At 50.0% G+C, this 22,670-nt stretch carries 20 protein-coding genes; 5 read left to right on the top strand and 15 right to left on the bottom strand.

Features of this window, described 5'->3' with window-relative positions; all coding sequences use genetic code 11:
• The first annotated feature begins 234 nt into the window (after positions 1–234).
• Complete coding sequence (locus NST04_RS23655) at positions 235–1,317, top strand: nucleotidyltransferase domain-containing protein (protein ID WP_340953572.1); 1,083 nt, start codon at positions 235–237, stop codon at positions 1,315–1,317.
• Positions 1,318–1,370: 53 nt separating this feature from the next.
• On the opposite strand, the gene NST04_RS23660 is transcribed toward NST04_RS23655, so the two are convergent.
• The 3 genes from NST04_RS23660 to NST04_RS23670 all read right to left on the bottom strand — a co-directional run bounded on the left by NST04_RS23660 (position 1,371) and on the right by NST04_RS23670 (position 5,542).
• Entirely contained in the window at positions 1,371–3,074 is a 1,704-nt protein-coding gene (locus NST04_RS23660) for a methyl-accepting chemotaxis protein (RefSeq protein ID WP_341186399.1), read from the bottom strand.
• A gap of 166 nt (positions 3,075–3,240) precedes the next feature.
• Entirely contained in the window at positions 3,241–3,939 is a 699-nt protein-coding gene (locus NST04_RS23665; protein ID WP_209879837.1) for a Crp/Fnr family transcriptional regulator, read from the bottom strand.
• Positions 3,940–4,003: 64 nt separating this feature from the next.
• Positions 4,004–5,542: a DUF4153 domain-containing protein gene (locus tag NST04_RS23670; protein ID WP_341186400.1), complete on the bottom strand. Its 1,539-nt coding sequence runs from the start codon at positions 5,540–5,542 to the stop codon at positions 4,004–4,006.
• Between the two features lie 123 nt (positions 5,543–5,665).
• Here NST04_RS23670 and NST04_RS23675 point away from each other — a divergent pair, with 123 nt between their 5' ends.
• Entirely contained in the window at positions 5,666–7,342 is a 1,677-nt protein-coding gene (locus NST04_RS23675; protein ID WP_341186401.1) for an ABC transporter substrate-binding protein, read from the top strand.
• Between the two features lie 72 nt (positions 7,343–7,414).
• Here NST04_RS23675 and NST04_RS23680 read toward each other — a convergent pair whose 3' ends face one another.
• The 3 genes from NST04_RS23680 to NST04_RS23690 form a co-directional block, all read right to left on the bottom strand.
• The gene (locus NST04_RS23680; protein WP_341186402.1) at positions 7,415–7,906 is read right to left on the bottom strand and encodes a DinB family protein; all 492 of its coding nucleotides are present in this window, start codon (positions 7,904–7,906) and stop codon (positions 7,415–7,417) included.
• 231 nt (positions 7,907–8,137) lie between these two features.
• Complete coding sequence (locus NST04_RS23685; RefSeq protein ID WP_341186403.1) at positions 8,138–8,983, bottom strand: DUF1835 domain-containing protein; 846 nt, start codon at positions 8,981–8,983, stop codon at positions 8,138–8,140.
• A gap of 35 nt (positions 8,984–9,018) precedes the next feature.
• The gene (locus NST04_RS23690; protein ID WP_341186404.1) at positions 9,019–9,849 is read right to left on the bottom strand and encodes a copper amine oxidase N-terminal domain-containing protein; all 831 of its coding nucleotides are present in this window, start codon (positions 9,847–9,849) and stop codon (positions 9,019–9,021) included.
• A 266-nt stretch (positions 9,850–10,115) separates the two neighbouring features.
• Between NST04_RS23690 and NST04_RS23695 the strand changes: the two genes are divergently transcribed.
• Entirely contained in the window at positions 10,116–10,520 is a 405-nt protein-coding gene (locus tag NST04_RS23695) for a hypothetical protein (protein WP_341186405.1), read from the top strand.
• Positions 10,521–10,732: 212 nt separating this feature from the next.
• The gene (locus tag NST04_RS23700) at positions 10,733–11,638 is read left to right on the top strand and encodes an AraC family transcriptional regulator (RefSeq protein ID WP_341186406.1); all 906 of its coding nucleotides are present in this window, start codon (positions 10,733–10,735) and stop codon (positions 11,636–11,638) included.
• 77 nt (positions 11,639–11,715) lie between these two features.
• Here NST04_RS23700 and NST04_RS23705 read toward each other — a convergent pair whose 3' ends face one another.
• From NST04_RS23705 to NST04_RS23745, 9 genes are all read right to left on the bottom strand, one after another.
• On the bottom strand, positions 11,716–12,900 hold the full coding sequence (locus tag NST04_RS23705; RefSeq protein WP_341186407.1) for an MFS transporter: 1,185 nt from the start codon (positions 12,898–12,900) through the stop codon (positions 11,716–11,718).
• A gap of 144 nt (positions 12,901–13,044) precedes the next feature.
• Entirely contained in the window at positions 13,045–13,347 is a 303-nt protein-coding gene (locus NST04_RS23710; protein ID WP_341150994.1) for an ArsR/SmtB family transcription factor, read from the bottom strand.
• A 340-nt stretch (positions 13,348–13,687) separates the two neighbouring features.
• Positions 13,688–14,512: a carbohydrate ABC transporter permease gene (locus tag NST04_RS23715; RefSeq protein WP_341186408.1), complete on the bottom strand. Its 825-nt coding sequence runs from the start codon at positions 14,510–14,512 to the stop codon at positions 13,688–13,690.
• Entirely contained in the window at positions 14,505–15,401 is an 897-nt protein-coding gene (locus tag NST04_RS23720; RefSeq protein WP_340754232.1) for a carbohydrate ABC transporter permease, read from the bottom strand. The genes NST04_RS23715 and NST04_RS23720 overlap by 8 nt, the downstream gene beginning before the upstream one ends.
• Before the next feature lie 108 nt (positions 15,402–15,509).
• A complete protein-coding gene (locus NST04_RS23725; RefSeq protein ID WP_340941521.1) occupies positions 15,510–16,838 on the bottom strand; it encodes an ABC transporter substrate-binding protein in 1,329 nt (442 codons plus the stop codon).
• A gap of 194 nt (positions 16,839–17,032) precedes the next feature.
• Positions 17,033–18,808, bottom strand: a complete 1,776-nt coding sequence (locus NST04_RS23730; protein WP_341186409.1) for a cache domain-containing sensor histidine kinase — start codon at positions 18,806–18,808, stop codon at positions 17,033–17,035.
• A 5-nt stretch (positions 18,809–18,813) separates the two neighbouring features.
• Positions 18,814–20,487 carry a response regulator transcription factor gene (locus NST04_RS23735; RefSeq protein WP_341186410.1) on the bottom strand — a complete coding sequence of 558 codons (1,674 nt, stop codon included), beginning with the start codon at positions 20,485–20,487 and terminating at the stop codon, positions 18,814–18,816.
• 586 nt (positions 20,488–21,073) lie between these two features.
• On the bottom strand, positions 21,074–21,634 hold the full coding sequence (locus NST04_RS23740) for a hypothetical protein (protein ID WP_341186411.1): 561 nt from the start codon (positions 21,632–21,634) through the stop codon (positions 21,074–21,076).
• A 78-nt stretch (positions 21,635–21,712) separates the two neighbouring features.
• On the bottom strand, positions 21,713–22,249 hold the full coding sequence (locus tag NST04_RS23745) for a hypothetical protein (RefSeq protein WP_341186412.1): 537 nt from the start codon (positions 22,247–22,249) through the stop codon (positions 21,713–21,715).
• Between the two features lie 142 nt (positions 22,250–22,391).
• Here NST04_RS23745 and NST04_RS23750 point away from each other — a divergent pair, with 142 nt between their 5' ends.
• Complete coding sequence (locus NST04_RS23750; RefSeq protein WP_341186413.1) at positions 22,392–22,622, top strand: hypothetical protein; 231 nt, start codon at positions 22,392–22,394, stop codon at positions 22,620–22,622.
• The last annotated feature ends 48 nt before the right edge of the window (positions 22,623–22,670 follow it).

Below are 22,670 nucleotides of genomic sequence, written 5' to 3' on the forward strand. Positions count from 1 at the left end.
CCACCTCCCATAGATTATGGTGCCACCTTCGAGTATGCGCTTTCATAAAACAAATTATGGTAATAATATAAGATAGAGCCTGGCTCAGGTCGATGGCGTATTCTATGAAAAGTATGTGCGTACATACGGAGCGCTCAGGGAGAGAATGGACCTAACTGAAGTCGGCATACCCGCGGACGGCAGATGCTTTTACAATGAATACAACAACAAGCCACAGCGCAGGAGGAATCAGCTATGAATGAAAGTACCAGGCAGGAGCTATTATCCAAAAACGAAAAATTGATCAACATGGTGATCGAGCGGGCCAAACGGGATTATCCAGAGGAGATTGCGGTGATCGGGCTTACGGGCTCTTGCCGTACCGGGGATTATCATGAGAAAAGCGACCTGGATCTGATCATCATCAATAATAACAACCAAGGCTGGGGCATCTCGTCCTGCTTCATTCTGGGGGATGTCGGTTATGATATCTACTGCACTCCTTGGGAGACCCGGATCGAAGAACAGGCCGCGCTTGAAAGTCCGATGATCTCCTCTCTAATAGATTTGCAGGTGCTCTACTATGCCAAGCCTGAGGATCTGGAGAAGCTTAGGGTCTATCAGCAACGGGCGCGAGATACTCTGGCGAAGCCCATGGGGCGCGATTCTCTGGAACGGGCGAAGAAATGGATCAATCTGGCGAAGCAGGAATACGCGAATGTTTGTCTTGCGGAGGATAAGGGAGCCGTTAGGCTGGCTTCAGCGGAGTTGGTCTACAATCTGGTGAACGCTTTGACGCATATGAACAATACTTATCTGAAAAGAGGGCTGAAAAGATACCTGGAGGACACCGCAGCTTACCGCTACCTCCCTGAGAATTATGAGACGATCTATATGAATGTGATCTGCGCGATGACGACGGACGAGATCCGAAGTACCTCCGGCATTTTGCTCAAAAGTATCCTCGATCTGTACAGCACCCTGTATCAGAAATATGTGGAACAGCCTGTTCCTACCTATGATAATCTGGCGGGCACCTATGAGGAATTATGGTGCAACTACCGCAACAAGATCATTGCCAGCGCTGAAAGTAAGGATGCTTCTTACGCCTTCTACGCCGCCATGGGAGCGCAGGGTCTGCTGGATGAAATGACTGAGTCGCGGGGAACCCGGAAGTTCGAACTCATGCAGTATTTTGATGCAAGTAATCTGGATCTGTTCAAGGACCGGTTCCTCCAGGCAATGGATGACTATCTGGAGGAATATCAGCGGGTCGGCCGGCAGCCCCAGCGTTACGATACTTGTGAAGAGCTGTACCGGCAATATATGAAAAAGTAACAGATAAGCAAGATCAAGCCCCCTCCCTTCGTTCAGGTTGGGGGCTTGCCTAATTATACATTGAAGCGTGCTACCAGACCTTGCAGACCTTGCGCCAGCATGCTGAGGGCACTGGCAGAAGAGGCGATCTGTTCCACTGAAGCCATCTGCTCTTGTGATGCGGCGGATACTTGCTGTGTACTTGCCGCTGTAGTCTCCGAGATATGCGTAACGTTACGGATAGAGTCTACAATCTCTTCGGTCGCTGCCGTGATTTCTTCTACCGCGCCGGATACCTCCTGAACCTGTCCCGCTAGTGAATCAATCGAATGGCGGATGGCATTGAAGGACTGCCCGGCCTCTTCTATGATCCGGGTTCCCCCCAGCACTTCGTTCATGCTGTTCTTCATCACCTTCACTGCATGATCTGCATCGGCCTGGATACCGGTTGCCATTTCAGCAATCTGACTGGCGGAATCTGCGGACTGCTCAGCCAGTCTGCGCACTTGATCGGCTACCACAGCAAATCCTCTGCCGTGCTCTCCGGCCCGGGCCGCTTCGATGGTCGCATTCAGTGCCAGCATATTCGTCTCCGAGGCGATCCCCTTGATCACCCCGACAATGCTGCTAATGTCCTGTGAACGCTTCACGAAGCCCATAACCTTTTCCGATAAGGACTGAATGGATTCGTTGATGGATTCCATCTGCCGGACGGCAGATTGCAGGGATTGATCCCCGGCAACGGCATAATCTGCAGAACGCAGGGAAGCTTCCGAGATATCCTGTACACTGGCAGCAATCAGCTGAATTCCGTCCGACATTTCAATAATGGTGTTCATGTTAGTCTGCAGGTCATTCATCTGCATGCCCGAACCACTTGCGACCTCACCCATAATCCCGGAGATCTTCTCGGTCGTTTCGGCGGTCAATCCGCTATCCGAGGTCAGCTTCACTGAAGAAGCCGCCAGACCGTTCGCGGATAGCTTCACCTGGGTGATCATCGTTGCCAGATTATCGGTCATTGTATTGAAATTCCGGGCCAGCTCACCGATCTCATCCTTCGTCTGCACACTAAGCTTGCGGGTTAGATCGGCATCGCCGTCGGCAATCTCCTGAAGCTGCCTGTTGACATCCTTCACCGGCTTCAGTATCCGTGCAGACAATACGAATGCGATCAACAGAGCCAGTACCACGGATAATCCCGTCACCCCCATGCTGGTAATCATAGAGGAGCTGCGGTGGGTTGCCGCTTGGCTCTGTTCCTTCATAATTTCATCATGCAGCATCGTCTCGAACACGAGCTGTGAATCGATGATCGTCGTAAGGGAGAGGCTTGTGAACGACTTCTGCGCTTGCGGGAAGTTCCCTTCCTTGGCCAAGGCAAAAGCCTGCTCCAGCACCGTCAGATAATTGTCCCACTCTCCCTCCAGCTTCTGAATTCCCGCAAGCTCCGCTTCATTCAGACCAGCTCCCTTAAGCTCTTCGACTGAGGCTGTAATCTCTGGTATCTTGGCTTCATAGGCGGTGAGATTGGCTGTTCGCTCCTCCGTGGTATTGCTCATCACATACCTTGCGGCCAGACCGTCCGCCGTCCGGATATCATCAGTTAATTTCTGTACCATCGACAGCTTGCTGTAATTGCGGTTGATCTGCTCTGTAAGCATAGTCACCTTAGCCTGAAAAATAGTACTGCCGAATATAGCGAGAATGAACACGATAATTACAGCGGCGAAACCAAACATGATTTTGGCCCGGATTCCTCTAAGTCTGTTGAACATGATAACTACCTCCACTCGATATGTAAGCTCTACTGTGTAACCTCTACGTATCGTACATCATCATTCTTAAATGAAACTGAAATATGCTGCCGGGAGCACAAAAAAACCTCCACCCCTGCCAAAAGCAGGAATGGAGGTTCTATGAATTACGTCCCTTAATTCCGGTTCAATCATACAGGTTCCCGTTCGCAAGCATTGCCAGCCGCTCCTCATCCCGCACAATCAGCCGGCCGTTCCTGCGTTCAATAATCCCATCTTCAATCAGGCGGCGCACTACCCGGTTCAGATGCCGGTAGCTGGTGCCGAGCAGATCGGCGGTCTCTGTCAGCGTGGAGGTGCGGATCTCTTCTACGCGCTGGGCGCCAGTGTTGTCCGCGAACAGCGACATCAGATAGCTGGCGAACCGGTTCTCCACCGGATAGAGCACATTCATGGCTGAGGTCTGCCCAAGCGTGTACATTTTGTGGCTCAGCTCTCCTACCAGGAAGCGCAGCAGCGCTGTATTGTCTTCAATCTCCCGGAGCAGCAGCTTCCTTCCGGCGACAAGCAGCAGGCTATCCCCTACGGAGACCACCTCATTCTTGACAGGATACTGGCGCAGCAGCTCCACATCCCCGATCACTGACATCGGCCGGGCGAACCGGACCAGCATCGACTTGCCGTTAGGCAGCAGCGTATGAATCTTCAGCTTGCCCTGCATCAGGAAAAACATATGCTCCAGCCGGTCGCCAACCGAGCAGACTGCCTCCCCTCCGCCGTAACGCCGAAGCTCCATCTGTGCAATGGCGCTGCTGCTGAACATGGCTGTGAGACCATTCTGCTCGGTAAGGCTTCGAACCGCCTCCGGATTTATAATCGATTGCATGCGCTTCTTCTCTCCTTGTGTCATTTCTGCTGAAATTACTGTATCACAAGTCTGAGGCCGGAAGCTATTTCTGCATTACTTCTCCTGCAAAATACTCCGCAAGCGCTCTGCGCTCCCGGTGATTCGCCAGATTGAACGAAGGCCAGCTCCGCTGGGGCTGGGCGCGATCAGACAGTCTGCTGCGCAGCGCCTCGTCCAGAATCCCCTTCTCCTGCTTGCTGAACCCGATCAGCTCTGGAACCACATCTGCAGAGAGTCCGGCCAGATAACCGGCATCCAGTGTGCCGCTTGCTTCATAACGCTGGATATTCTGCTTCGCAATGATATGATCCATCCCTATATAGTTCATCAGCACGTAGGAGAGCAGACCGAGCACAATGTAGCATTTTAGAAGCGGGAAGGGTTCCCGGCTAATCCGCACGGCCGCCAGCACCAGCAGCAATCCGAGGAAGATCATGAAGGCATGCACCAGGAACCGGATGTAGGTGTAACCATACGCCTCTTCATATAGGGTCAGCCGCGAGTATGCAGAATACAGCATGACCATGGAGCATAACACCAGAATATACAACAGGAGCTGAATGACCCGTTTCAGGATACCGCCCGCTTTGCGCACTGCCAGCAAGGACAGCAGCAAGATTGCGAAGTTAATCGATGTGACCAGAATCAGCTCCAGAAAACCGCTCCGCGCATAGTCCGCATACGTACTGTTCTCCGGCAGAATACCATCCCAGGCCCCGAACAGATACGAGAACTGGACACTCACAAACAGCATGTACACTGCATTGATTGCGGTAAGTATGGTAGTGATAATGACCGGGTCATCCAGACCGATCCCCTCGTCCCCTGCTTCAGCCGTTTCCAGCTTCTGTCCCATCGCATCAAACTCACTGACCAGAGGGGAGCGGATATAGGATTTGCTCTGTACGAACCCCCAGAGGAAGCCGAACATGCCGAGTCCGAGCAACAGAACCCACAAGCCTCGGAAGATCCAGTCCCCCAGCGAAATATTGTCAAAAATCCCCGGGAGGGCTGCCAGCAGCTGACTGAACACTCCGTCCGCCGTAGAGAGCAGCGAGATCACGATCAGCAGCAGCGGCACGGAAATCAGCAGGCCGATCATCACCCGCATCAATACCTGCTTGCGTTCATTCGCCATCCCGCCTTTGCCCCGGCGCAGCAGCCTCAGTGCCGTGGCCCAGTTGCGCAGACTTTGCGGGAACAGATGCTCAAGTGCCGCGCCGATCAGCGCAAGTCCGCTCCATGCGGGCTTGCGGTAACTAAGCATATACGTCATATGTAATAGAATGAGCACCGGAATAACAACGAAGTTAAGCGCAAAGAAAAACCAGTTGCCGAACAGCATATAGGTCAGGGACAACAGAAATATGGACACCATCCAAACATAGCTGAACCAGGTCTGCTTGCGCAGCCGCTCCTTGGCGAAATAGAGCATAAAGGCATAAAATAGCGTGATAAAAATCGGATATGAGATTCCCGGCATTTTGTCGTAAAACAGATACTGATGCACAACCGCAAGCAGGAATGCGGCTAATAAAGCTACACGACCAAGCCCCCGTTTGGAATCATTTTGATCGCCCATGGTAAATTCCCCCATCTTTTTACTGTCATACCCTGATTTTAGCTGATAAAATAAGAAGAAAAAGAGAAATATATTATCATTAATTTCCTATTTTATAGATTTGACAGGAGGAGAATGTCCCACATGAAGCTGCACAGTCAATTCCTGAAGCTGCATTCGCAGCATGGAGGTCCGGCCGAGATCTCCATCACCCTGGACGAGCTGGCCCTGACCCTTGGCTGTACCCACCGCAATGCATTGCATGTGATCCGCAAAATGGCCGATCTCGGCTGGATCACCTGGACCCCCAGCCGGGGGCGGGGACGGCGCTCCAAGCTGGTATTCCTCGCGGCGGCCGAGGACATTGCCCTGGAATCCATGAAGCAGGCGATAAGCAGTAAAGATATCAGCAGTGCGCTGGAGGGCATCCGCGGACATGCCCGCACTTCATCACTGCAGGACACGCTGCAAGGCTGGCTGCTGGCGTACTTCGGGCATCATGCCGAGGTGCACAGCGATAAGCGGATCGATACGCTGCGGCTGCCGGTCACCCAGCAGCTCCATACCTTCGATCCGCTGTATATGAATTTGCTGGCGGAGTCGTTTGTCTCCAGCCATGTTTTTGACGGGCTGGTCGGCCGCAGCGGTGAACGCGGCAAGGTGATCCCCGGCCTGGCGCATGCCTGGGAGACAGACGGGAGCCGGACGGCCTGGACTTTTCATCTGCGCAAGGAGGTCTTGTTCCATCACGGCAAGGTACTGACCGCGGAGGATGTCGTCTACTCCTTCGAACGGATGATGTCTACCTCGCAGCGCATGCTGTACAGTTATATTGTCAAGGAGATTCAGGAGGTCCAGGCCTTGAATGCGTCAACCGTCCGTATTCTGCTGAAGAAGCCGAACGAACTCTTCCTTCCCTTCCTCTGCACCAGCCGGGCGGCGATTGTGCCCCGCGATCTGGAATCCATTGGAGAGAATCTGTTTGGACGCAGACCGGCGGGCACCGGTCCGTTCAAGGTCGTGGAGATGAATGAGGACACCTGTGTGCTGGAGGTGTTCCCTTACTACTTCCAGGGGCGGGCCCATCTGGACCGTGTGGAGATTATCTATGTCCCGTGGAGCCTTGACCGGGAGCCCTCAGAGACCGGCTCTGCCTTCCATGTCATCCCGAATCCGTCAGCAGCCGGCACAGACTCTCTAAGCAGAATCCACTCTGAGTCCTATGTCCGCAAATTCGTAACCTGCAACACGAAGAAAAAGGGACCGCTAAGCGATCCCCTTCTCCGTGCCGAGTTGCTGTCCTGTCTGCAGGAAGCACCGAGAGTGCCCTTCCGGCATTTCGCAGCGCCTCCGGCTGAAGTCTTGCAGATTGCCACGATCCCGCAGTATGCCGGGGATGCCGAATACATCGCCGCAAGACTAAGGCAGCACGGGTATTCCTGCAAGGTGTTATCCGTGTCGCCGGAGGAATTCAAAGGCCCGATCCGCCTGAAGTCCGACTTGATCGTCTTCTCGCTGCTCCGCGACCAGGACGAGCAGCTCCGGCTGTACGACCTGTATCTAACTCTCTCGCAGCACATTGAACCGCGCACCCGCGCGGGCATTGAGGGCAGGCTGCGCCAGATCTCGCGGGAGCCTGACGCCGCAGTACGGGCGGAAGGCTTCCGGGTGATTGAGGATACTCTAACCCGTGACCACCAGCTGCATATTCTGTACGAGCGGCCTGCCGAGACTGCCTATCTGCCCTCCGTGCGCGGGGTGACCTTCAACAGCCAGGGCTGGGTCGATCTGCGCCATCTGTGGTTTCCGCCGGAGCTGTAGCGGAACAGAAAGTAGCTAATACTTTTGGAGCCGGTGAAGACTCCCGGCAGAGACATAGGGTTGGACAAGCCCCTACGCTTTGCCGGGCAGATACTCCGCCAGCCCCCGGCCTATCAGATTAGGGGAGACTGGCTTCCGGCCAAGTTCCCTTGACCAGATGGAGAGCTGGCCGATATGATGAATCTCATGGGCGATAACATGGCGTATTACTTCGCCCCAGGTGTGCTGGGTAACCTGCCCATCCGGTCTATCCTCCCTTAGAATCCTCCGCTCCAAACCCTCATTCCAGGCTACTATGAAGGACTCTACCTCCGGCCGGAAGCGTGCATCCACCTCTCTAATTTGATGCAAAGTGTTATACTCCGGGAAGTCTATACGAATATCCGGCTTGCCTTCCATATCCCGTACCCAGCTTAATTCCACATCCACTATATGCACCAGTGTCTGCAGAATCCCGCCGACTCCCCCAATGCGTGCCTTCACCAGTTCTTCTTCCGGCAGCTCCTCGCACCATTGATACCATTCCTCGCGGACTTGCCAGTTATAACGAAATAAGGTTTGCATGGTTGGCCTCCTTTTGCCTCTAAAGATTTGAACTCCAAGCTTGACCGTCGCTGCGGTGAACATTTGGCCCTCCGGCCGCTGTTGTGTTTGGATTTCTTGATTATAACCGCTATTAGCGGTAGAAATCCAAACACAAAGGCGGACGCTATCGCTCCTACAGTTCCAAATTTCCCCTCCGCTTCTTTTTGCTTTTTGTTAAATTCTCTAGTGCTTCTTATATACCTTTAAACCTTACCCTTGCTTACGCCAGATGCTATAGAATCTCATAGCTGTAGGAACTCCTTTCATCTCCAGCACCCCGCTGTAGATCAACTCTCTCACCCTGTGCTCGAAATAAGCATCACCGACATACTGCTCACAATGTCCAAGTGCCTCTCCAACCAGCCGGGCCGATTTCAGGAACCCGTCTTCCCCTGGCGGCTGAAGCGAGTCCAGCTTCTCCAGCAGATAGCTGTCGTAGTAATCAGCCGGTACCTCGAGCAGGACATCCTTGTGCCAGATTCTCAGTACGCCGGACTGCCCGGAAATCGTCAGCCAATCCTGAGACAGCCGCGCGATATCCGCAGCACTCAACCTGCTGCCCACATCAATTCGCAGAAGCGCTTCCCTAAGCTTGTCTGACGGAATTTCTCCGGAATGACAGTAGTTAATGAAGGCATCCGGCCGGTTGAACAGCTCCTCACAGATGGCCCCGGCGTCCATCTCTATGAGTTCATTCTCTCTATTCCCCAGCAGATGAACGGTTAGACGTAGCCCCGCCTGCTCGGATGCATTGCTCCCGGTCCAGATGACTATCTTGGCCTGTTCGGGAATCTGCTCCAGGTTATCGAGCAGCTCCGTATACTCTCTATCACATTCATCAGAGACCGTAAAGTATTCCTGGATATGCTGACGGAACCAGTCGCTGCTAAGCTTCCTTCCCACGAGTGTATCCAACTGATCCAGCGGACCTATAGCATAATTCTCCCGAAGAATAATCAGCTTATGGCTATCCGTCCAGCCAAGACCTTTCAGCGCCTGCTTCATACTGCCCCCGAACGAGTCGCCGCAGAGGATGTGAACATGGGTGTCCTTCAAATAGATTCACCTCTGTTCCAAAATCGAAATTGAAATTAATTCTCGGAGCGGTCGAGCAGGCGCCCTTTTACAAGCAAATAGGCAGGAGTACTCGGTGTTTCGGTTTTAACGGTAACCTCAATTGTTCCATCCTTACGGACAGCCGGTCTTTCCCGCTTCTGCGCCGGCAACTGAATCAATTGATCATCATAAAGAATATACGCGGCAACATCCGCTGCTCCTTCAGGAACATCCTTCCCTGTTATATTCTTCGCCTTCACCGTGAAGCTGCCTTTTGCAGGGTCAAAGGTGTAAGAAACTGGCCGGAACGCATCGTCGCTAATGATCGTCCCCGGTGGGGAAGTGAAGGGACCTTTCTCAGTGTCCTCTATAGAATACTTGATGATATCCGTCTGCATCAGGGTTTCACCTGTCAGCGTGTAGAGCTGATTCGCCTGATCCCATTTGCTCACAATGCCCAGACGTCCGGCGAGTACACTGACGGGGATGAACATCGAATTCTGCTCCATCACCGGAACCGTATCCATCGACCCGGCAACCCCGTTAACCGATACAGTTTTGGAACCAATTGTGAACTTAACCGTTACACTATCTTTTTCGATGGCAGCCGTTCTTGCCTTGGCATCATAGCTGACCTTGGCCCCCATCAGCTCACTAATGGAGCGAAGCGGAATCATCGTCCGGTAGTTGGCATCCACATATGGCGCCTTTGGTGCCGTATAGAGCACATAGTAATCGTTAATTTTCAGCAGCGCAGGGTATTTCTTGGCCGCCGCCTCTACCTTCCCCGGATTCACCCCCGTCAACATAGCGAAGCTCAATCCCGCAGCCAGTAAGGCTGTCAGCACTTTTTTACCTGTCTTCATCCCAAACATCCTCTCTTTTCCTCTATTTCATATATTTTTACCATCTTTCTTATTACTCCATATTTCCGCATCAGTTGCGCCTCTCTACTAAAATCTAACAAACCGCCCAGGGAGGCAGTGTCATTTTCGTGACATGCCCTTTCTCTGATTGAAGACGTAGAAGCCATTTGAATACTTACTTGATCTATTTATAATTAGAGTGAAGTTATTGCAAAAGAGATTAATATTATGAGCTATGCCAAAGTGCAAGGGGATGAAGGAGAATTATGCTAAAGTCGTCCAGAATTTATACACCGCTCAATGAACTCACCAGCGAGGAGATAAAGGACCGTCTAAAAAGAAATGACGCCGCTGATCTTCTGACGCTCCCTCTTTCTGTCGGTGAATACCATTCGAACTGGAAGTTCGCCCAAGATACTTGTGCCCAGCTTGCGGATCATGAGTCAGCTGCTATTCGTGCTAATGCCGTTTTGGGATTTGCATACATCGCCCGGACGAAAGGACAGTTAGAGAAACACATCGTTAAACCCCTCGTCCTGAGAGAGCTCCGCGAAAACAAAGAGTATAAATGGAGAATCCTAGATTCTATCGAGGATATTAATTTATTCATGAAGTGGAACATCGGAAATAGAATTAATTACGAATGCGGGGACGAACATATTGGGTGTTAGTACAAAGGGAAACACGATAAGCGTATTTGGTCCCCCTTTTTGGGAGGAGTGGCGGAAGGGATGTTTGGAACTGTAGGAGCGGTAGCGTCCGAAAGTCCAAACGATTCCTGGAGCCATAACTATTCCCAAACTAAGCCTGACAATATGCTGCACCGATAATCAGGCTTCGATTACTGCCCGATGATATGCTTCTTACGAAAGGAGGGATTGCCGTGGAGTGGCTAGAACGAATGAATCGGGCGATCAGCTATATTGAAGACAACCTGGAACAAGATATTGCTTACGATCAAATCGCTAAAATCGCCTTATGTTCGGTTTACCAGTTTCAACGTATGTTTTCATTTGTTCTTGATGTCCCCTTGTCCGAATATATCAGGCGCAGAAGACTGACGCTGGCTGCGTTTGATCTAAAGGACAGAAAGAACACTGTGCTGGAGATAGCCTTGAAGTACAGGTATGAATCACCGGAAGCCTTCTCCCGTGCATTTCACAATCTGCATGGAATGACGCCTACATTAGCGCGCAATGCCGGAAGTGAGTTAAGAGCCTATCCCCGCATCTCCTTTCAAATCATCTTAAAGGGAGTGACCGGAATGAATTACCGGATGGAGAAACGGGATGCTTTTCAAGTGTATGGGCTGGAGGATATCTACCACTACGACACTATTGCGAATGAAGCGGGCGTAACGATCCCGGAGGTCTGGCAAAATATATTCAAGAATGGTGAGTTCGAACGTTTAGCCCAATCAGTAAGCGGGGCTTGGAGAGACGAAGGCAATTTCAGTAAGGAGCTTGGAGCGGTCTTTGCCTTCGATGCCTATACCTTCACTAGCAACTCGACCTTCCCATACCTAATCGGGTGCTACAAAGCGCCAGGCAGCCAAGTGAAAGGATACACTGTGGTTGATGTTCCCGCAGCTACGTGGGTCGTATTCTCAACACTCCATGATGGGAATGGCAGCGGCAAGTATGATTTACGGTCTTTGAAGAATCGTATCTTCTCGGAATGGCTGCCAACATCAACCTATACGATTCTAGATGGCGGCAATTTCGAAATGTATGGTACAAGCGCAGATGGCTATGAATATTGTGAACTATGGTATAGAGTCGGGGAATAGGATGAAAAAAGCGGTGCCCGGAATAACCGGCCACCGTTTTTTTGTCACCAGATGTATTTCTGCAAGGTTAGCAACATTCACTGGTTCTGAACTAGATGTTGAACATTCATCTCTGATTTAGAATTCATTCTATATAAAATGAGCGTAGCGATTATAGCAATCGCAACCCCAACAGCACCAATCCATGTAATAGATACAAGCGAGACTGCTTCAATAGCTACTCCCCCTATCCCAGCACCCGCTGCCATAGCAAGCTGCATCATAGACTGATTAAGGCCAAGCATCACACCTGACGCTTCGGGTTCAATTGTCGTTAAATGATATTGCTGCGTTGGACCAGAGGACCATGCGGAGAAGGACCACAACAATAGCACAACCATTACACCAATGAGTGTATTCGTTACTAAAGACAATAGGATCAGCATTACAATATGGAGTATCAACCCGCTGAATAAGGTTCGGTTAACCCCCCACCGGTCTGTGCTGAAGCCACCGATTTTGGAGCCTATCATGCTGGCTATTCCAAATATAAGCAAAGCTCCGCTGAGATATTTATCATTTATGCCCGATACTTCAAGCAGATACGGTGAAAGATACGTATATGCTACCGAATATCCGCCAAGCCAAAAGAAGGTAATCGAGAGTCCCAGTGCGACCTTAGGCTTTTGTAGCAAACGTAATTGTTGCCTTAATGGAATAGGTTCATCTCCCTTAACACGCGGGATGGCGAAAGAAAGTATAATCATTGCGATAATCCCTAAAAGGGCGATTCCCCCGAACACAGATTTCCAGCCAAGCGTATCCGCTGCAATGCGCCCAAGAGGTACGCCTATGATTAATGATGCTGTAAAGCCCATTACGACCGTTGCAATCGCACTTGCTTGTTTACCCTCTGGGGCAATTTTCGCTGCGATGTTTAAGGCGGTAACAACCACTACCCCTGCGCCTATGGCCATAATGATGCGGGCAACTACAAACAATCCATACCCGGGCAAAAGAACAGCGAGAATGTTAGATACCACAAACAAACCTAGACCCATCATAATTAATTTTCGTCTGTCTATACCTGCGGTTACAGCCATAAGAATTGGAGTGAATATAGCGTAGACTAGCGAAAAAATCGTAATTAATTGTCCGGCTGCAGCAACTGAAACACCAAGAGAAAGGGATACCTTATCTAGAATGCCAGACAGAATATACTCCGACGTCCCGACCAAAAAACTAACAATGGCTAAAATATACACCTTCCAGCTTACAGACATAGAATGATACAACTCCTTTGAATATTTTTGAATATACAATTCGTGAATTGTCGATTTGATATCTAAAAAGACATATCGCGAATTGTCGAATCATAGTGCCGAGAAAAAGCTGAATTCTGTGTACAGAACTCAGTTTCATCTCTCTTACATCTCACTCATCGTATACTGGGCTAACTGACGTATAGCTTCTTCGTCTCTCTGATAATACGTAAATTTGCCTATACGTTTTGTGGTGATTAGCCCTGCCCGCTGCAACATCGTAAGATATTGAGAGGCCGTTGACTGAGTCATGTTCAGCTTGTCGGTTATTTGACTTACACAAACCCCAATCTCCTCCATATCCACTCCTTCGTGGGGTTTAAAATGGACGTATGGCTCTTTGAGCCATTGTAAGATCTGTAACCTGGATTCATTCGATAAAGCCTTAAATACATCTATTGGATTCATAATCATTATTATATCGATGATTTGCGATATGTCAATACGGAAGACATATTGGTTTTCCTTTAGGGATTTTAAACCCCCCTTGCTTTTGCTTTTCTCTTTGCCTTTATCCTTTCCCCCTGCCCTACCCCCAAAGTAAGTGAACTTGAGCTTCCCCCTATTTGGGAGGAGTGGCGGAGGGGATGTTTGGAACTGTAGGAGCGGTAGCGTCCGCCTTTGTCTCCAGATTTCAACCGCTGGAAGCGGCTTGAATCAAGAAATCTGGAGACAACAGCGGCCGAAAGTCCAAACAATCTCCGGAGCCACGACTATTCCCAATATAGAGAGGTAACTCCTGTTCACCTTACTTCACCGACCCGATCATCCCAGCCACAAAATGCTTCTGCATCACGAAGAATACCAGCGCAGTAGGGATCGTGCCGATTACGATCGCTATCATAATCATGCCGTAGTCCGGGGCGTAGCCTGAGCCGAGGGTCGATATGAGCAGTGGCATGGTCTTGGTCTGCGGAGTCTGCAATACGATCAGCGGCCAGAGATAGTTGTTCCAGCTCGACATGAACGTAATGATCGCTCCGGCTGCGTAAGTCGTCTTCATGGTTGGCAGGTAGATGCGCAGGAAGATGCCCAGCTCACTGAGCCCATCCATCCGGCCGGCCTCCAGCAGCTCCTTCGGGAACATTTTGGTGCTCTGCCGGAAAAAGAAGATCAGGAACGCAGTGGTCACGGTAGGCAGAATGACCGAGGTCATCGTATCGATACCCATCCACGGAAAGACGTTCGAGATCTGGCCGAACATCCGGTAGAGCGGGATCATCAGCGCGGCGAACGGAATCATCATCGACAGCAGCAGAATGTTGAAGACTATGTCCTTCGAGCGGCTGCGGAACACCTCGAAGCCGTAACCGGCCAGCGAGGCAATCAGCAGCGCCAGCAGCGTGGTGGTTATGGAGATTTTCGCTGAATTCATCAGGGATACCTGCAGGTCCGTGGTGTCCAGCAGCTTGCGCAGATTCTCCATCAGATGGGTGCCCGGCAGCAGCCGCCCGCGGGTGACATCCACCGACTGGTTCGTCGAGCTGACGACCATCCACAGGAATGGAAAGATCGAGACAAAGGCCGCGATGCTCAGGAACAGATACATGAAGAACCGTTTACTTTTAGCCATTCTTATCACCTGCCACTTTGAACTGGATGACCGACAGCAGCGCGATCATAATGACAATCGAATACGATACGGTGGCTGCATAGCCGAAGTCTGCTGCATATTTGAACGACAAATTGTAGATATACTGGGAGATCGTCTGGGTCGCGTTGCCCGGGCCGCCCTTTGTAATATTCATGACCTCGTCGAACAATTGCAGCGTTCCGATGGTTGAAGTAATCGAGGTGAACAGGATGATCGGCTTCAGCAGCGGGACCGTAATTCCGAAGAACTGGCGGGTAGACGATGCTCCGTCAATTTTGGCGGCCTCGTAGATGGAGTGATCGATATTTTGCAGGGCCGACAGGTAAAAAATCATATTGTAACCCGTCCAGCGCCAAGTGATCGCTATGATAATGGTGATTTTGGCCCAGAACGGATCGGTGATCCATTCTATCGGGGCACTGACCAGATGGAGCTTCAGCAGCATCGTATTCACCAGGCCGTTGCCGGAGAACAAATACTTGAATACCACAGAATACGCAACCAGTGAAGTGACACAGGGCAGGAAGATCGCCGTCCGGAAAAACCCCTTGAATCTCAGCTTGCTGTCATTCAGCAGCACCGAGATAAACAGCGCAAGGATGATCATCAGCGGCACTTGAACCAGCAGATAGATGAAGGTGTTCTTAACCGATACTATGAATGTCTTGTCAGACAGAAGCCGTGAATAGTTATCGAAGCCGGTGAAGGTAAGATTGCTGCCCGTTCCCGTCTGGAACGACAGAATAAGTGCCTGAAGCATCGGATAGAAATAGAAGACGAAGATCAGAATGACCGCAAGCAGGACGAAGGACCATCCGGTCAACACGCTTTTGGTGCGGAATCTTAGTTTGGAATTGGTTTGATGCACAGCTGCCCAGTCCTTTCCTGAATATTATAAAATAAACCCCGGACGCCGCCCGCCTCCTGAACTCCCGGAAGCTGCTGGCCACGCCCAAGGTCACTATATAAGAGCTAACTATTTAATCTGTGACTCGGCCTGGGCCTGGGCATCGCTCAGCACGCTGTCAATATCCTTGCCGTTCAGATAATTCTGCATCTCTACAATCAGGATGTCTTCAATCGCATACGTGTTGATTCCGTAATTGACACTTGGGATCTGCTCCGTCCAGGCGGCGAAATCCGATACAATCTTCTGGCCGCTGAAGAATTCATTGGCCTGGCTGTAAGCTTCTCCGCCCGCAGCCGCTTTGAAGGTCCCAATGACACCGATGTCCGTCAGCAGCTTCTGGTACATTTCCACATTCGAGCCGAAGGTCTTTGCCATGAAGTCTGCTGCCGTCTCCTTACCATCCACATTCATCACATACCAGGAGCTTCCGCCCAGGTTCGAGGCATGAACGGATTTGTTCACCGTCAGCTTCGGAAGCGGTGCAATGCCCCACTTGCCGGATTGTGACGCTTCAGCCGTAATCGAAGGGGTAATCCAGTTGCCTGTCGGCACGGAGGCGACATCACCGCTGTTCAGGGCAGCCACGAACTGGCTCCAGTCTGCATGCACCTTGGCTACGTTCGATTCGGTCAGCTCCTTATAGGTTTCAAAAGCTTCCTTAAGCGGTGCATTTCCCGCGATATTCGGCGTCTTGCCATCTTCCTTCAGGTACCACTCGCCTGCGGATTGAATCATCACCCGGATCAGGCCGAGGTCGTTCGGGTCCAGGGTAATCAGCGCTTTGCCGGTCTTCTCTTTCACCGCTTTGCCGATTTCAATATATTGCTTCCAGTCGATATCCTGCAGATCGGCCAGCTTGTAGCCTGCCTGCTCCAGATAGTCGGTTCTAAGATAGAGGCCGGTCACGCCGGAGTCAAAAGGAATCCCATACTGCTTGCCGTCCAGGCTGGTCGGTCCGCTTTTGTAATCCGCGAAGTCGGTGCCCTTGATCGAGCTGCTCAGATCGTAGAAGGAATCCTTATACGATTGCAGGAAGCTCTGGGAACGGTAATCCTCAATCAGCACGATGTTCGGCAGACCCTTGGTGGTTCCGGAATTCAGTCCCGTGTTCAGCTTCTGGATAATATCCGCTTGGGCATATTCCACAATGTTTATTTTCACGTCAGGATTTGTCTTGGCATATTCTGCTTTGGCCACTTCCAGCGCGGCGATGTTGAATGCAGGGTCCCAAGCCCAAATCGTAATTTCCTTCGCCTGTGCAGGCTCTGTAGCTGTTGTATTCTCTGTCTTTCCCGTGTCCGCAGCAGTGTTGCCGGAATTCTTGGACCCGGAGTTCGAGCTGCAGGCCGTAAGCAGCAGCAGGCAAATCAGGACTAACGCAAAGCCTTTTTTCATTGGTAAGCCTCCCCTTTGATGCGCTTTACTGTATTTCGCTTGTATGTAAGCGCTTATTTATTACATAAGTAATCTTATCACCCGTTCCAGGGGACCCGTTAGAACTTACTTTATGGGGATTGGTCATTTTATCGCCTGATTGTAAGCGTTACCTTGTTTGGCATTTGTTCTTTTTTTGGAAAATGGTAATAATCTCACTTCTTCATCAGCGGCAGGCGGATTCGGATGGCAGTCCCCTCTCCAGGCGCACTCTTAATCGTGACTCCATATTCTTCGCCGTACATCAGCACCAGCCGGTCATGCACATTGCGGATACCGATTCCGGTGAACAGCTGGCGCTTTCCCTCAAGGCCGGGCATAGGCAGATCAGCCGCACCAGTATCCATCCCGTCCCCGTTGTCCACCACCTCGCAGAGCAGGGACCCGGCATCCTGGGAGATTAGGATATGGATATATCCGCCGCTTTTGTGCGTAAACGCATGGAAGAAGGCATTCTCAATGAACGGCTGAATAATCAGCTTCGGCAGCTGGTATTCCATACAGTCCGGGGAGACGAAGAAATTCACCCTGATCCGTTCGCCGTACCGCACATGGTTGATGAACACATAAGACTTCAGATTCTCCAGCTCCTGCGTCACCGTGATGCTCTCACTGACATTGCTCAGCGCATTCTGCAGCATCGAGATTAGGGCATGAATCGTATGCACCGCCTTCTCTTGGCTGCCCTGCTGCACCAGGAAGTTGACCGAAGCCAGCGTATTGTACAGAAAATGCGGGTTAATCTGATGCTGCAAGGCCGCAAGCTCGGCATTCCGCTGCTCCTTCTGCGTCTCCACCAGTTTCTCGACATATTCATTCAGCTCGTCCAGCATATAGTTATAGGCATGGCCCAGCTCCTGAAATTCAAAGCTCCCCGTAACCGTAATGTAGTTGTGGAAGTTACGCTCGGTGATCTTGGACATCTGCCGGGTAAGCAGCGTGAGCGAGCGGGTCAGCCTTCTGAAGATCAGGAACACCACGATCAGGGCCACGGCCACGATGGCTGAGCAGAACAGCACGACCATTTTACCGTTGACCATCTGGCCGAGGGCCGTCTGCTTATCGATCAGGTTCACAATATAGAAATCATAAGACGGCAGGTAATCCGCAATCAGAATCGAATCCGTGCCCTGAAAATCAATGTTCCGGTACGCAAGCTGCTGCTCCTCAATCTCACTGGCCACCTGCAATAGATCTCCTGCCTGCCGGCCCATCAGATCACTCCGGTTGCTGGACACAATCATCCCCTGCTTATTCAGAATCACCACATCGTTCCCGGTACTGACAAAGCTCCCGTAGAAGGAGCGGAAATCCTTTTCATGAATGGTAAAATACAGCGTCCCGTATATATCGCCGCTAGTCCTGTCCATCAGCGCTTTGCTGCCCACGATCACTGCTTCCTTCTTCGGCGCATCCTGCACCGTCTCCTCATAGAACTGATACATCAGCCGTTTCGGCTCAGCCAAAGTATTCCGTGTCAGCTCATGCTGCTGCAGCTCCCGGTCACTCATTAGCAGATTGTTCGTATTGGTGGAATAGCTGCGGCCGTTTTTGCCCATGATTTTGATCCCGACCTGGTAGGCATCGAGCGTGGACTGAATCTTCTTCATCTGCGTGGTCATATTGTAATAGGTCCGCAGCATCCGCAGGGAGTCCGAGTCCTCCTCAGACAAGAAGGAACGGATCGTGCCGCTTAGCTGAGTATTATTGGTAGCCGTAACGATCGAATAATGAAACGCTTCAAAGCTCGACTTAATCTGGCTGATCACCTTGGAATTCGTAATGCTGAAGGTATTCATGAACAGCTTCTCCGACATGCGGACGGTTGTCCAGGAGGAAGCGATGGCTACGGCGATGATGCTGATGAGCATGACGATGAAGATTTTGATGAACAGGCTGTGAAATTTGAACCGTTCCCAGTATCTGCGCATGCGCTCTACTCCTGCCCGTAATGCTGACGCCGGTAGCCGCTCGGGGACAAGCCGGTGTATTTCTTGAACACTTTGCAAAAATAGCTGTGGTCCCCGTACCCGACCATACTGCTAATCTCCGCTATAGGCGCTTCCCCAGCCCGCAGCAGTTCTGCCGCCTTGCCCGTGCGGACCGTGTTGAGATGCTCCTTGAAGCCTTCGCGATTATGAGTTGTGAACAGGCTGGACAGATAGGATGGGTTAAAATGAAAATGACGGGCCAGCTCCGTAAGGGTCAGCGGCTCGGCATAATGCTCCTCTATGTACTGAAGCAGCTTCGCCATATTGGCATTGCCGCCCGGTGCAGACGTTGCCGATGAAGTCAGCTCCATGATCCGGGTCAGATAATGATCCAGAATCTGCATAGCCTGCTCCGCAGTACCCGCTTCATCGATGGCCCGGAACAGGCCGTATTTCCCCTCCTCCAGCTCCTGCAGATGGCTGAACTGATTCGTAATATTGAAGATGATATTGCTGAGGAAGGACTTGAACTGATACACATCCCCGTCATTCTGGCGGCTGAGCGCATCCACATGCTGATGCAGATCACCGAACGCTTCCGTAAGCTGCTGCCGCTTCAGCTGTTCTGTGAACTGCGTCAGATTGAACTTGGGCAGCGGGGCCTCCTGATCTGGACGTTCCAGCTGGTTGAGCAGGATCTGCTCCGGCCGGAAAAACCGGCACTGCTGTAGTCGCTCATTACTCTCCTGCTGGATGGCCGCCAGCTCGCTGAGCGAGCTGAATCTCCGGCTGAGCGTCAGCCGTATTTCCGTTTCTTGCCCAGCCAGCGTATCGGCTAACTGGTGTACAGCCTCCAGCAACTGCGGCCAATGGGCTTCCTCCAGATTAATCAGCATGAATGTAGTGCCCGAAGGCTCTGCGCCTGGAAGGACGCACTGCTTAAGTCCCGGAACTCTCCGGTCCAGTTCTCCGGTAATTGCGGTGGTGACGGTGACAGATGCCGTCTCATATGCAGTGCGGGCGCTGCTGCTTATGGCCGCATGATTGCCGCTAAGGCTAAGGGCGCTATTGTTCATGGCAGCGTTACCGGAGCTACGGTTAAGGGCTTCGCCGCCCGGTACCGGCTGTAGCGTCTCCCAGCCCAGCAGCGCGAAGCCCTTATACGGCAGCTGCCGCTTCACCTCCGCTTCGCTCTCCGGCGGCAGCCGGTAACCGGATAGCATCCGGCCGAGCAGGGTATCCAGCGGCTGCCGGGTTTCTGCTTCCTCCATGGATGCTGCGGCGGCACTCAGTTCCGGGATGCGTTCCCGGGTCTTTTTTAACACCTGCAATAAGGCTCCGGCTTCCAGCTTCGGCTTCAGAATATAGTCCGCCACCCCATGCTGGAACGTCGAGCGCACATAATGGAACTCGCTGAAGCTGCTTAACACAATCACCTCGGTAGCCGGATAATCGCGCTTCACCAGCCTGGTTAACTCCTCGCCATCCATCACCGGCATGACAATATCCGTAATGATGATATGCGGCTGCAAGGTCTGCAGCGAATTCAATGCTTCCCGTCCGTTGGCCGCTTCACCCACGATCTGAAATCCTTCCTGTTCCCAATCCAGCACATACTTAATCCCTTGCCGGACCAGGATTTCATCGTCCACAATCAGCACCTTACATATTGGATTCATGTTTCTCCCCCGCCTTTCATAGTGATCCTCGCCGGCCTATGCCAGTCATGAACGGATTATAAAGCGCTATCATGGAGATGGTCAAACTTAAATTTTGGAGGATCACTGTGAAGATACCTGACACTTAGCGGAGAATTGGAATTGTAACAACAAAAAAAGCTAGAACCTGTGTGTCCCAGCTTTGGAAATAGCCTATTAATGAGGGGGCCGCAGCATCTGCACTATTGCATCAATAATAATCTGTGGTTTCTCTATATGTATATTATGCCCGCTGCCCTGTGCTTCAACCAAGTGCCCTTTAGTGGAGGTATGCCTCACCCTGATAGCTGAAGCGGCAAGTTTTTAAATAATAGCAAATCTTGAACGACAAAAAAACAAGGATCTTTTTCATAGACCTTATCTTTGTTTAGGATTAGGTTGTATTTCTTAATGTCCTCCAAAATTAAAAAGTTTAATCAATCTCCTCTAATTTTGTTCCATTGCCCTTTAGTTTGAAAAAACACCTGATTGTAGACTGCCATATGTTCAAGCACCTAATCTCAGAAGAAGCCGTTCACGTAGCCTTACTGTGAACGGCTTTTTTGAATTATTCTGGTAGTACATTTGCTTTTTTAAGAGCTTGAACATAAAGATTGTGTTTGTAAGCTTTAAGTTCTTTTCCGAACTCCTGTGGCTGATTAGAGTTGTATTTAAGAATATTTTCTTCTAAGAGAAGTTTAGTTAAATTTTGAGCAGTGAGAATTTTTTGATATTCTTTTGGAGCAAAATCATTCCAATACTCTTCTTCGTCAAGTCCCATGAGTTTTATCAATTTTAATTGTGTATTTTGAATATTTTGAGGTTGTGTTTTTAGAATTTCTCTATTCTTTAGAGCTTCTTGTTTACCCTCTTCTAGAGTTGCAGCAACATTTTTTTGTTGAGCAACGCTCAAATAAATTTGCTCAGTTGCTAGTTGTTCTATTATTTCTTTATCAGTTAGTGATGAATCTCCTATTTGTTGATATGCTTTAAAATTTTCAACATCTTGATTAGTTATTGAAATTTTGTCAAGTTGAAAAATAGTTTTTGTCTCAAGTTGTAAATTACTTTCAACTTGTTTAGGGATCTGTGAAGATTTAGTTTCCAATGGAGTTTCAGCAGATAACATAACACTAAAAGAAATTACTCCCGCAAAAAGAACTGCAAAACTGGCAATATATTTTTTTTTTCATAAATTCCTCTCCCCTTACCAAGTGAAATCAACTTGTCCTGTAGTATCTACTTGAAAAGACCCACTGCCTCCAACAAATACTGATTGTCCATATCCACTTCCTGAGGTGGAACTATACAAAGCCTGAGTATCATTATATTTGCCTATCATTACCCAACTAGGATCACTCAAATAACTACCATAATTGGGCAATGAAACATTTGAACCCCTAATATTAAGAATACCGGGCCCAAAAGTCGCATTAGGATAAACGTCCCATGCACTTAGAAAGGTTTTACTTACCAGTTCTCTTTTTGTAGCTAAGAGATTAGAGCCGGACGTTGTTGAATAAATACTTACGTAGGAGGTGACACTGACCGGAGAGTAAATATATCCTCCACTTGCAACCCGCCAAATCGAAATTAGATCAGTATCCTCAGGAAAGAATGCCAACGGTTTTATTACTGATTCTTCATCAACAGAAGCGGCATGGACAGATTGGGCTGAATTCCCTCCAATAAGTAACACTGGTAAAATTATTGCCGTAAGAATTAGTGTTTTTACTTTAGTCATTTTTCCACCTCTAAATTATAGATTTGCAGCTGCATCTATATCATTCCATAATAAGGGAATTAATTCAAGTTTAATGGATTATTTCATCATAAATCTTTTTTTATGTTATAATATGGTTAAACTAGGTGAGGAGCGTGTTACAATGGAACAGAAAACTCATGAAACACAATCAACCGATAAAAACATTATTGAACAAAAATCAACTTATATAGATGAGCAGCTAAACCCTTTGCAACAAATTGAAGCTGGTGGCCCACCAAAAAAAGTGGATCTTCAAAGCTTGCCTGTACCATTAAGATATATTGGATATTGTATCGTTTTTGGAATCCCTTTACTGTTTTTAACATTAATTATTGTAAGTTTTCTTAAGTAATGTTTTCTAAAGAGAGCATGGGAATTCGTTAAGAAGAATGCGGCTTGT

It is taken from the genome of Paenibacillus sp. FSL H7-0756, from assembly GCF_038006765.1.
Taxonomy (GTDB): Bacteria; Bacillota; Bacilli; order Paenibacillales; family Paenibacillaceae; genus Paenibacillus_AQ.